The 12,099-nt window shown below is 69.3% G+C and carries 7 protein-coding genes; 3 read left to right on the top strand and 4 right to left on the bottom strand.

Translation table 11 applies throughout. The annotated features are described in order from the left end of the window. Window positions 1-8: 8 nt before the first annotated feature. Both argJ and argC read right to left on the bottom strand, forming a co-directional pair. Window positions 9-1,175, bottom strand: coding sequence for a bifunctional glutamate N-acetyltransferase/amino-acid acetyltransferase ArgJ (gene argJ / locus AC4EEO_RS11765; protein ID WP_491338897.1), 1,167 nt, complete (start codon window positions 1,173-1,175; stop codon window positions 9-11). Continuing rightward, window positions 1,172-2,203 carry an N-acetyl-gamma-glutamyl-phosphate reductase gene (gene argC / locus AC4EEO_RS11770; RefSeq protein ID WP_491338898.1) on the bottom strand — a complete coding sequence of 344 codons (1,032 nt, stop codon included), beginning with the start codon at window positions 2,201-2,203 and terminating at the stop codon, window positions 1,172-1,174. The genes argJ and argC overlap by 4 nt, the downstream gene beginning before the upstream one ends. Window positions 2,204-2,362: 159 nt before the next feature. Between argC and AC4EEO_RS11775 the strand changes: the two genes are divergently transcribed. The 3 genes from AC4EEO_RS11775 to AC4EEO_RS11785 all read left to right on the top strand — a co-directional run bounded on the left by AC4EEO_RS11775 (window position 2,363) and on the right by AC4EEO_RS11785 (window position 8,854). Continuing rightward, entirely contained in the window at window positions 2,363-3,328 is a 966-nt protein-coding gene (locus tag AC4EEO_RS11775) for a quinone oxidoreductase family protein (RefSeq protein ID WP_491338899.1), read from the top strand. 229 nt (window positions 3,329-3,557) lie between these two features. Continuing rightward, the gene (locus tag AC4EEO_RS11780; protein WP_491340421.1) at window positions 3,558-7,496 is read left to right on the top strand and encodes a Pls/PosA family non-ribosomal peptide synthetase; all 3,939 of its coding nucleotides are present in this window, start codon (window positions 3,558-3,560) and stop codon (window positions 7,494-7,496) included. Next, on the top strand, window positions 7,493-8,854 hold the full coding sequence (locus tag AC4EEO_RS11785; RefSeq protein WP_491338900.1) for a M1 family metallopeptidase: 1,362 nt from the start codon (window positions 7,493-7,495) through the stop codon (window positions 8,852-8,854). The genes AC4EEO_RS11780 and AC4EEO_RS11785 overlap by 4 nt, the downstream gene beginning before the upstream one ends. Here the strand turns inward: AC4EEO_RS11785 and AC4EEO_RS11790 are convergent. Beyond that, window positions 8,818-9,522 (bottom strand): 4'-phosphopantetheinyl transferase family protein, encoded by a 705-nt coding sequence (locus AC4EEO_RS11790; protein WP_243835538.1) that lies wholly within the window; start codon window positions 9,520-9,522, stop codon window positions 8,818-8,820. The two genes, AC4EEO_RS11785 and AC4EEO_RS11790, sit on opposite strands and share 37 nt — an antisense overlap. A 31-nt stretch (window positions 9,523-9,553) precedes the next feature. Further along, the gene (pheT, locus tag AC4EEO_RS11795) at window positions 9,554-12,097 is read right to left on the bottom strand and encodes a phenylalanine--tRNA ligase subunit beta (protein WP_285320613.1); all 2,544 of its coding nucleotides are present in this window, start codon (window positions 12,095-12,097) and stop codon (window positions 9,554-9,556) included. Window positions 12,098-12,099 lie beyond the last annotated feature (2 nt).

Here is a 12,099-nt window from a genome sequence, read left to right on the forward strand (position 1 = left end):
AGGAGCTCCTAGCTGGAGTAGGCGCTGTTCTCGTGGACGTAGTCGTGGGTGAGGTCGTTGGTCCAGATCGTGGCTTCGGCGTCGCCTGCCTGCAGGTCGATCTCCACCAGGACCTCGCGCGGTTCCAGGTCCACCAGGCTCCGGTCGTCGCCGATGCTGCCGTTGCGGCAGATCTGGATCCCGTTCATGGCCACGTTGAGCTTGTCCGGTTCGAACGCAGCGTCCGTTGTGCCCACGGCGGACAGCACGCGGCCCCAGTTCGGGTCCTTGCCAAAGATGGCGGCCTTGAACAGGTTGGAGCGGGCCACGGAACGGCTGACCGTTTCGGCGTCCGCTTCGCTGGCGGCATTGAAGGTGCGGATGGCGATGTCGTGGCTGGCACCCTCGGCGTCGGCGATCAGTTTGCGGGCCAGTTCGGCGCAGACCTGGGTGAGGCCGGCACCGAAGTCCGCTGCGGAAGGTACGGCCCCGGACGCGCCGGAGGCCAGCAGGACCACGGTGTCGTTGGTGGACATGCAGCCGTCGGAGTCGGCGCGGTCGAAGGTGACGCGGGTGGCGTCCCGCAGGACGACGTCGAGCATTTCGGATTCGACGGCGGCGTCGGTGGTGAGGACTACCAGCATGGTGGCCAGGCCGGGGGCCAGCATTCCGGCGCCCTTGGCGATGCCGCCGATGCTGAACTCCTGGCCGTCGGCGTCGGTGCCGATGAACAGCGCCGATTTGGGAATGCTGTCGGTGGTCATGATCGCGGTGCCCGCCGCCGGACCGCCGTCGGCGCTCAATGCTGCCGCCGCCGCTTCGACGCCCGGCAGGATCTTGTCCATGGGCAGCTGTTCACCGATCAGGCCGGTGGAGCAGACAAAGACGTCGGTGGCCGAAATCCCCAGGACCTCTGCCACTTTCTCCGCGGTGCTGTGGGTGTTCTGGAAGCCGGTGGGGCCGGTGCAGGCGTTGGCGCCGCCGGAATTGAGGATCACGGCGTCGACGCGGCCGTCGGAGACCACTTGGCGGGACCAGTGGACCGGAGCCGCTGCCACCCGGTTGCTGGTGAACACGGCGGCCGCGGCCTTGGCCGGGCCGTCGTTGACCACGAGGGCGAGGTCCGGGTTGCCGGAAGCCTTGAGGCCGGCGGTGACGCCGGCTGCCCGGAATCCCTGGGGTGCGGTGATGGTCACGGGGCTACTCCCTGCAGGTTGAGGCCGTCGGTTTCCGGCAGGCCGAGTGCGATGTTCATGGACTGGACGGCGCCGCCGGCGGTGCCCTTGGTGAGGTTGTCAATCACGCAGGTCACGATCACGCGCCCGGTGTGGGGGTCGAGGGCGAGCTGCATGGCGGCGTGGTTGGAGCCCTGGACGGACTTGGTGGCTGGCCACTGGCCTTCCGGCAGGACATGGACGAACGGCTCGTCATCGTACGCGTCCGTCCAGGCCTGGCGCAGCTGCGTCGCGGTGGTGCCGGCCTTGACCTTGGCCGTGGCGGTGGTGAGGATTCCGCGGCTCATCGGAGCCAGCGTGGGGGTGAAGGACACCGTGACCTGCTCCCCCGCCGCGTTGGACAGTCCCTGCTCGATTTCCGGTGTGTGCCGGTGTCCGCCGCCCACTCCGTACGGGCTCATGGATCCCATCACTTCGGAGCCGATGAGGTTGGCCTTGGCCGCCTTGCCCGCGCCGGAGGTGCCGGAGGCGGAAACGATGACGACGTCGTCGGGCTCCAGCAGGTGGGCTGCAAACCCGGGAGTGAGCGCCAGCAGGGCGGAGGTGGGGTAGCAGCCGGGGACGGCGATACGCCTGGCACCCTTCAGGGCCTCGCGCTGGCCGGGCAACTCCGGAAGTCCGTACGGCCAGGTGCCGGCGTGGGCGGAACCGTAGAACTTTTCCCAGGCCTCGGGGTCCTCGAGCCGGTGGTCGGCTCCGGCATCAATGACGACCGTTCCTTCCGGCAGCTGGGCGGCGATTTCGGCGGAAGCACCATGCGGGAGGGCAAGGAAGACGACGTCGTGGCCGGAGAGGTTCTCCACCGTGGTGTCTTCCAGGATCCGGCTTGCCAGTCCGTGCAGGTGCGGCTGCAGTTCGCCCAACCGCGAGCCCGCGTTGCTGTGCGCCGTAATTGCGCCGATGGTCACACCGGGGTGCCCGGCCAGGAGGCGGAGGACCTCTCCCCCGGCGTATCCGCTGGCTCCCGAAACCGCAACAGAAATAGTCATGCCTCCACCATACAACAATAATTATGCAATGGGGCCGATATTTATGCATGCGCAATCCGGGGACGGTTGTTCCGCATCCGTGTCCGTCCGGCACAGGGTGTCCCTAGGATGGACTTCGGCAGCCGGGCCGGAAATACCGGAACCCGGGAAAGGAGCGCCATGACGCACGCAATCGTCGCACGGCAGGCAGGCGGACCGGAAGTCCTCGACTACGCCGCGGTTGAGCCCCCCACTCCCGGCCCGGGGCAGCTGCTGTTCAAGGTGGGCGCGGCCGGCGTGAACTTCATCGATACCTACAAGCGCAGCGGCACCTACAAAGTGCAGTACCCCTTCACCCCCGGCTCCGAGGCCGCCGGCACGGTGGAGGCGGTGGGAGAGGGGGTGACCGGATTTGCCGTCGGCGACCGGATTGCCACGGCTGAAGGCATCAACTGCTACGCGGACTACGCGCTGGTGGACGAAGACGCCGCGCTGCCGGTACCAAGGGGCCTGGACGTCTTTACCGCCGCGGCGCTGCCCCTGCAGGGCATGACTGCCCACTACCTGATGAACTCCACCTTTAAGGTGGAACCTGGCCACAAGGTCCTGCTCCATGCCGGCGCCGGAGGCGTGGGACTGCTGCTGATCCAGCTGCTTAAGGCACGGGGCGCTGAGGTGTTCACCACGGTGTCCACGGACGAAAAGGAAGACTTGGCGCGCGACGCCGGAGCGGACCACGTGCTCCGCTACGAAGGATTCGCGGAGCACGTCAGGGACATCACGGGCAGTACCGGCGTGGACGTGGTGTACGACGGCGTGGGCAAAGACACCTTCGACGGTTCCCTTGCCGCCTTGCGAATCAGGGGGATGCTGGTGTTGTTCGGTGCCGCGTCCGGTCCCGTCCCGCCGGTCGACCCGCAGCGCCTGAATGCCGGCGGCTCCTTGTTCCTGACCCGCCCCACGATGGGCCACTACCTCCGGGATGCCACGGAACGGCGCTGGCGCTCCGGCGAGGTGTTCGCAGCGGCGGCCGAGGGCAGCCTGAAGGTGCGGGTCGGGGCCCGTTACCCCTTGTCGCAGGCAGCCCTCGCGCACCGCGACCTTGAGGGCAGGAAGACCACCGGCAAAGTGCTCCTGGTTCCGTAACCGCAGGCAACGTGAACACCGGGCAAACCCCCGGGCCGCCTCAAACGGCGCGTCCGGGCGCGCCGGACACCTTTTGTTCATCTTCTCCCGGGAAAATGCACGGGTGACCCAGCAGCAGGTCCCCTTCGGGGATGACCATCCCGGTGCAGCGCCGGCCAGCACCGTCCACCAGGATCCTGCGGCCTCGGCAGCCGTGCCCCCGGCAGGTGGGGCCGGCAGGAACGTCGCCCTGTACGGGCCCCAGCTGCCGGGGGCCGCGGCTGCACCGGCGGCCCGGACGCTGATCGATATCCTGCAGGACACCGCGGCCCGCTTTCCCGACGCCTCGGCGCTGGACGACGGCCGTACCTCACTGAGCTACGCGCAGCTGCTGGACGCTGTCCGCGCCACCGGCCGCCGCCTGCACCAGGCCGGGTTCGGCGCCGGGGACAGGATTGGCATCCGGATCCCGTCCGGCACCAGCGAACTCTACGTCTCCATCCTCGCCGTCCTCCTGGTGGGAGCCGCTTATGTTCCCGTGGATGCCGACGATCCCGAGGAACGCGCACGGCTGGTGTTCGGCGAGGCCAACGTGGCAGCCGTCCTGGGGCAGGGCGGTTCGATCAGGCCGGGCGCATCGATCGGGACGGGGCCGGCCGGGCAGGGGCGGAAAGGCCCGTTCAAAGGCGCACGGCCCCCGGAACCTGGCGACGACGCCTGGATCATCTTTACCTCCGGCTCCACCGGAACACCCAAGGGCGTGGCGGTCCGGCACCGGTCTGCCGCTGCCTTCGTGGATGCGGAGGCAAGGATCTTCCTCCAGGACGAACCCCTCGGTCCGCAGGACCGGGTCCTGGCCGGGCTGTCGGTCGCCTTCGACGCTTCCTGTGAGGAAATGTGGCTCGCCTGGCGGCAAGGCGCCTGCCTGGTGCCCGCACCGCGCGCCCTGGTCCGGACCGGCATGGACCTTGGCCCCTGGCTGATCAACCACGGCATCACCGCCGTTTCGACCGTGCCCACCCTCGCTGCGCTCTGGCCGGCGGAATCGCTCGAGAACGTCCGGCTACTCATATTCGGCGGCGAGGCATGCCCGCCCGAGCTGGCCAGCCGCCTGGCCGTTGAAGGCCGCGAAGTCTGGAACACGTACGGTCCAACGGAAGCAACGGTGGTGGCCTGCGCGGCGCCCCTGGGTGCACCCGGTCCCGTGCGGATCGGGTTGCCGCTGGACGGCTGGGACCTGGCCATCGTGGATGGGAACGCGGTACCGGTAGCCGAAGGCGAAGTAGGCGAACTCATCATCGGCGGCGTTGGCCTGGCCCGCTACCTCGATCCTGCCAAGGACGCGGAGAAGTACGCGCCCATGCCCACCCTGGGGTGGGACCGGGCCTACCGGTCGGGTGACCTGGTGCGCTTCGAGCAGGCCGGCCTGGTCTTCCAGGGCCGGGCCGACGAACAGGTTAAGCTCGGCGGCCGCAGGATTGAGCTGGGCGAGATCGATGCCGCGCTCCAGTCCCTTCCCGGGGTGGCCGGCGGCGCCGCGGCAGTCCAAACCACGGCCGCCGGAAACCACGTCCTGGTGGGCTACCTGGCGCCGGCGGCCGGGGTGGTCCTTGACCTTTCGATTGCCCGGGAGCAGCTGACGACAAGCCTGCCTGCGGCCCTGGTTCCCATGCTCACCGTGGTGGACTCCCTGCCGACCAAGACCAGCGGCAAGGTAAACCGGCACGAACTCCCATGGCCGCTGGCCGGGGCTGGCGCCGCGGAGGCTAACGCCGCCCCCCTGAATATTCCGGATGACGCCGCCTGGATCGTGGAGCAGTGGAGCAACGTGCTGGGGAGCCCGGTCAGCTCGCTGGACGCCGATTTCTTCGCGTACGGTGGCGGTTCACTCTCGGCCGCCCAGCTGGTCTCGGCCCTGCGGGTCCGCTACCCCACCATCACCGTGGCCGATATCTACGCGACGCCGCGGATCGGTGCGCTGGTGGAAGTGGCACGCCAGTCCCGTCCCGGCGGCCCGGCGGTCCCGGCACCGGAGCGCTCCGTGCGGCCCACTGCCAGGAAGTCCCAGGTTTTCCAGACCCTGATGGGTGTGCCGCTGCACATCCTGGTGGGCATGCGGTGGCTGACCTACGTCATGGCCCTGAACAACCTGTTGTCCGGGCTTGCCGGGTTCACTGCCGCTCCCACGGTCTCGTGGTGGTGGGTGGCGGTGTCCTGGCTGGTGTTCGTCAGCCCGGCGGGGCGGATGCTGTTGGCCATCGGCGCGGCCCGGTTCCTGCTGCGCGGGGTGGAACCGGGCATCTATCCGCGGTCCGGGCGCGTCCACCTGCGGTTGTGGCTCGCCGAACAGATCCAGGACCTCGCCGGCGCCGTCAGCCTCGCCAGTGCGCCATGGGTCCCGTATTACGCCCGGGCGCTGGGTGCAAAGATCGGCCGGGACGTCCAGCTGCATTCGCTGCCTCCTGTTACCGGGATGCTGACGCTGGGCAGCGGAGCCAACGTGGAACCGGAAGTGGACCTCTCCGGCTGGTGGATCGACGGCGACGATGTCCATATTGGAGCCATCCGGATTGGCCGCGGAGCCAGCGTGGGCGCACGCAGCACGCTGATGCCCGGCGCCTCGATCGGAGCCGGGGCGCAGGTGGAAGCCGGTTCCGCGGTGCTGGGGAAGGTCAAGGCAGGCCAGCTGGCGGCCGGGTCTCCGGCGCGCCGGCAGGGCAAGGCCAAACACAGCGTGCCGGATGCCGCAGCCCAAGGCAGGTTTGCCGCACGCGCCTGGTTCGCCGGCTTCGCGCTGGCGTCGGCTTGCCTTTCCGTCATCCCTTACGTGTCCGCCGCTGCCGCGCTGTGGGTCGCGTTCGCCTTCATCCAGGGCAGTACCTCTCTCACCGAAGCCCTCCCCCGGCTGGTGCCGGCCCTTGCCCCCGCGTCGCTGGTGTGGTTTGCCGTGAACGCCGTCCTGGTGCTGGCTGCCACGCGCCTGCTGTCCATCGGGATCGCGGAGGGCTACTACCGGATCCGCAGCCGGGTGGGATGGCAGATCTGGGCCACCGAGCGGGTGCTGGACCTGGCCAGGGACCTGCTGTTCCCGATCTACGCCAGCCTGTTCACCCCGGTGTGGCTTCGCCTGCTGGGCGCCAAGGTCGGGAAGAACGTCGAGGCCTCCACCGTGCTGCTGATACCGAAAATGACCACCGTGGGAGAGGGTGCCTTCCTGGCCGATGACACCATGGTGGCCTCTTACGAGCTCGACGGCGGCTGGTTGCGGGTGGCACCGGCCAAGATCGGCAAGCGGTCCTTCCTCGGCAATTCCGGCATGACCGCCGCCGGCCGGAACGTGCCCAAGAACTCGCTGGTGGCCGTCCTGTCCGCGACGCCGGCAAAAGCCAAGGCGGGCACCTCCTGGCTGGGAAGCCCGCCGGTCCGGCTGCGGCGGACCGCGATCGCCTCAGACGGTTCCCGCACTTTCCAGCCCCCGGCGCGGCTAAAGGTGGCCCGGACCCTGTGGGAGCTGGGCCGGTTTGTGCCGGTCATGCTCACGGTGGCCATCGCTGCCGGCACCATGCTGGCCTTCGACTGGATCGCTGCAGCCCTGGGCTATGGCGCCGCAGCCGTACTCACGGGCGTGATCATGCTGCTGGCGGGCTTTGTCGCCGCAGCCGCGTCCGTCGTCGCCAAGTGGATCCTGGTGGGCCGGATCCGCCCCGGCGAGCACCCGCTCTGGAGCTCGTTCATCTGGCGCAACGAAGTAGTGGACAGCTTTATCGAGATGGTGTCCGCGCCATGGTTTGCGCGGGCTGCTTCCGGCACGCCGGCCCTGGTCTGGTGGCTGCGTGCGCTCGGCGCGAAGATCGGCAGCGGCACATGGTGTGAAAGCTACTGGCTGCCCGAAGCCGACCTGGTGACGCTTGGCCGCAACTCCACGGTGAATCGGGGCTGCGTGGTGCAGACGCACCTGTTCCATGACCGGGTGATGAGCATTGACGCTGTTACGCTCGAGGACGGGGCCACCATGGGCCCGCACGGGGTCATCCTTCCCCAGGCCAGGGTCGGCGCAGGCGGAACAGTGGGGCCGGCGTCCCTGGTGATGCGCGGCGAAGCAGTTCCCGCCGCGACGTACTGGATGGGCAACCCCGTCAGTCCCTGGAGCGGCCCCGGATCGCCGTCTGCCAACCGAAGGTCCCCATGAGTTCTTCAGCATCATCCGCGCGCGGCAGTGTCAACGAGGCCGGCGGCGCTGCCCCGGATCCTTACCTGCCCGGCGCCGGGACCAACGCCTTCCGGGTGGAGCGGTACGAACTGGACCTGGACTACCGGGTGGCCAGCAACCGGCTCAGCGGCAGGGCGGTGCTGCACGGCGTCACGTGCGTCCCGGCGTCGGCCATTGTGCTGGACCTTGCCGGGCTGCGCGCCACCAAAGTGCTGCTGGACGGCCGCAAGCCCCTTCGGTTCAGCCAGCGGGCAGGGCAACTCGTGGTTTCGGCGCAGAACCCTTTCGAGGCCCGGCAGCCGTTCACGCTGGAGGTGCGCTACGAAGGCAACCCGCGGCCACGTCGGGGCCTCTGGGGTGAGGTGGGCTGGGAGGAGCTCACGGACGGCGTCCTGGTGGCCGGGCAGCCCAACGGGGCGCCCTCCTGGTTCCCGTGCAACGACCACCTCGGGGACAAAGCCAGCTACCGGTTCACCGTGACCACCGATGCGAACTACCGCGTGGTGTGCAACGGCGTCCTGCAATCGCACACCGCCCGTTCCAGCCGCGAAACCTGGGTCTATGAACAGGCCGATCCCATGCCCGCCTACCTGGCCACCGTGCAGATTGGCAGGTATGCGCTGCTGGAACTGGACAGCGGTCGGCACGGCACCCCCGTACCGCAGACCGTGGCCGTCTCCCACGCCTTGGCGGACCGGGCACGGGCCGGCCTGGCGCTCCAGCCGGCCATGATGCGCACCTTCAGCAGCTGCTTTGGCCCCTACCCGTTTCCCGGGTACGTCGTGGTGGTCACCGAGGACGAACTGGAAATCCCGCTTGAGTCGCAGGCAATGTCCATCCTTGGCCCCAACCACCTGGGCCTGGACTGGGAGTCCCAGCGCCTGATCGCCCACGAACTCTCCCATCAATGGTTTGGCAATGCCCTGACGGCGGCCAGCTGGCAGGACATCTGGCTGCACGAGGGCTTTGCCTGCTACGCGGAATGGATCTGGTCCGAAGAAGCCGGCGTCATGGCCGTGGCGGACCGGGCCCGGGCTGCCTGGCGCCGGCTGGCCGCCGAGGAGCAGGACATCCTGGTGGGAGACCCCGGACCTGGGCGGATGTTCGATGACCGCGTCTACAAACGCGGAGCACTGGCTGTCCATGCCGTCCGGATGGCCGTCGGCGACCTTGCCTTCTTCGCCGTCCTGCAGGACTGGACCGCCAGCCACCGGCATGGCTCGGTGACCACACAGGACTTCATCATGGCCGTCAGCCGGGCAACAGCCGTGGATGCAGAATCCCTGCTGCACCCTTGGCTCTACGAGGAGCCGCTGCCGCCATTGCCTGCGTCCTGAGCGGGCACGGAAAGCGCGACGGCGGCGGCCAGGTGGGCGGGAAGCCCGGTTTCCGCGGGGCCAAGGTCGATCAGTCCGGGACGTTCCAGGACGTCAAGGGAGGACGGCATCCTGCTGAGTCCCTCGCCGGTCATCTTCAGCCAGGCCTCTTTGCGGGCCCACAACCTTGCCCTGGCTGCAGGGAGGAGGTCCGCCGTGACGCCCCGGAGCGCAAGCTGTTCGGCAGGTGCCAGCGCCAGTCCGTCGAACCCGTCGAAACCGGTGCGGGCCGGATCCTCGATGTCCGTCCCGAGGCGGGTTCCGGGTGCGGCATCCGGCACGGCCGCGAGCAGGGTCCAGCCGCCGGCCCGGGACAGGCTGAGGGCCAGGGGCACGGGGGCACCCCGATAGGTGTACCCCGGCCTGCCGTGGCCCAGGTCCGGGCCCGTGCCGCAGCGCGGGCAGCCGTAGGCCGTGGCGAGGTCTGCGGCGGACACTGACAGCAGGCTGGCGGCGAAGTCCCGCTGGGCCAAACGCCCGGCCAGGAACGCCGTCCCGGCGGCAGCCGCCATGGCCTTGGCCCGCGCCAGTTCCACGCCGTCCAGGAGGCGTTCGGCGTCCTTGCGCACCGCGGCGGCGTCGCCGGGCAGCAGGAAGGGCGGGACTGCACGCATTTCACAGTGCGTCATGACCCGCCCTTCCGGAGGCTGCGAACAGGAACTAGCGCTGCACGGCTCCGAAGCGTTCCGCGGCCAGGGCCACGGCGCTTTCGCGCGCGGCCGAGGCTTCGTCCGCGGTCAAGGTGCGGTCGGCGGCCCGGAACCGGAGCCCGAAGGCCAGCGACTTCTTGCCGTCCTCAATGCCCTTGCCGGCGTAGACGTCGAACAGGGCGACGTCCTCCAGCAGCTCGCCGGCACCTTCACGCAGGGCGGCCAGGACCTCATCGGCCGGGACATCGGCCGGGACCACGAGCGCCACGTCCTGGGTGGCCACAGGGAAGGTCGAGATGTGGCGGGCCACGATCACGTCCGGTGCGGCGTCGAAGAGGGCGTCGGCATTGAGTTCAAGTGCCACCGAACGGGCCGGCATGTCCGAGGCCGCCAGCAGCTTGGGGTGCAGTTCGCCCGCGTACCCCACGGTCTCTCCCGTCCGCAGTGCGAGCCGGGCGGTGCGGCCGGGATGGAACGCCTGGTGGCTGCCCTGCGTGACCACAAGGTCGACGCCGAGGACGTCGCCCGCAAGGCGGGCAACATCCAGCGCGTCAGCCCAGTCCCACGTCCGCGGAGTGTGGCCGGCAGCAGCCGGGGAATCGTGGCCGGTGAGGATGGCGGCCACATGGAACGGCTGGTCCGGGACGCCGTCGTAAAGTGCGTCGAGCACCTCGTCGGCGGGCTTTTCCCCCAACGGCGGGATGGCGGCGGTACCCATGGCGGCGCCGGGAAGGAAGACCAGGCCGGACTCGAACAGGGCGAGGTCGCGGAAGCCGCGGGAATGGTTCCGCTTGGCCACCTCGATCAGGCCCGGAATGATCGAGGTCCGCAGGTAGCCCTGCTCCTCGCTGATCGGGTTGGCGAGCTTGACGGCGCTCCGGGGGGTGGCTTCGTCGGCCGTGCCGAAGGTGTCGTTGGCCGCCTTGGACACGAACGGGTAGGACAGGACCTCGGTGAGTCCGGCGTCCGCCAGGGCCTGGATCAGGCGCCGGCGCTGCTGCTGGACCCGGGTGAGGCCGCGGCCGGGAGGGGCCACGGGCAACGTGGCAGGGATCTTGTCGTAGCCCACCAGCCGGGCGATTTCCTCTGTGAGGTCTTCCTTGGTTTCCAGGTCGCTGCGCCAGCTGGGCGGCGTCACGGTCCAGCCGGCGTCGTGCTTTACGACGACGGCACCCAGGTCCTCCAGCGAGGTGACAATCTGCGCTTCGGTGAAGTCGATCCCGATGCGGGCCGCGGCGAAGCCGGCCGGCAGCTCGATGGTGACGGTTTCGGGGGCGGTGCCGACGTCGGTCCCCGCCTCATCGGCGGATCCCCCGGCCAGTTCCACCAGGAGGTCCACCACGCGCTGCGCGGCGATGCCCGCAACCTGCCAGTCAACGCCGCGTTCGAAGCGCTTGGACGCCTCGGACGGCAGCTTGTGCCGGCGCCGGGAACGTCCGATGGACACGTCGTCGAAGTGTGCCGCCTCAACCAGGATGTTCGACGTCGAATCGCTCACCTCGGTGGCCGCGCCGCCCATGACGCCCGCGATGCCGATGGCGCCGGAGTCGTCGGTGATCAGGAGGTCCTCCGCATCAAGGGTGCGCTCCTTGCCGTCCAGGGTGGTGATCTTCTCCCCTGCGGACGCGCGCCGCACCACGATGTCGCCGGACAGCTTGTCCAGGTCGTAGCAGTGCGTGGGCTGGCCCAGCTCAAGCATGACGTAGTTTGAAATGTCCACCGGCAGCGAGATGGAGCGGATGCCGGCCAGCCGCAGCCGGGATACCATCCACTGCGGGGTGGGCCGGGTGGCATCCACGCCGCGCACCGTGCGGGCCACGAAGCGGTCGCAGCCGGGCGTGCCGTAAATGGGGGCGTCGTCGTTGAGCTTGACGCCGTAGCCGCCGGACAGCTCGGCCGGGGCGTTGACCTTCGTGGCGGGATCCGTGAAGGCGGTGCCGGTGGCGTGCGCGTACTCGCGGGCCACGCCGCGGATGGAGAAGGCGTAGCCGCGGTCCGGGGTGACGTTGATTTCCGCAGCCTGGTCGTAGAGGCCTAGGAGCTCCATGGCGTCGGTGCCGATTTCCGGGTCCAGCCCGATGCGGGAGAGCACCAGGATGCCGTCGTGGTCATCGCCGATGCCCAGTTCGCGGACGGAGGCGATCATGCCGGCGGAGAGGTGGCCGTAGGTCTTGCGGGCGGAGATGTGGAAGTCGCCGGGCAGCACGGCGCCGGGCAGGGTGACCACCACTTTGTCGCCTTCCACGAAGTTGTGGGCGCCGCAGATGATGCCCTGCACGCCGGAGGGGTCGATGCCGTCTCCTGTCAGGGTCTGCTCCTGCCCTTCGGGCACGACGCGGACCTGGCACCAGTTGATGGTCTTGCCGTTGGTCTGCGGTTCCTTGACCAGGCTCAGGACCTGGCCCACCACCACGGGCCCGCGCAGGGCGTCGGTGGGGCGGTGGACCGCTTCCTCTTCGAAACCGACCTTGACCAGTTCGGCCATGACGTCTTCGGCCGTTGCATCGGCCGGTACGGCCGCGAATTCACGCAGCCAGGAAAGTGGGATACGCACTG

This window comes from Pseudarthrobacter sp. MOO13 (assembly GCF_058267655.1).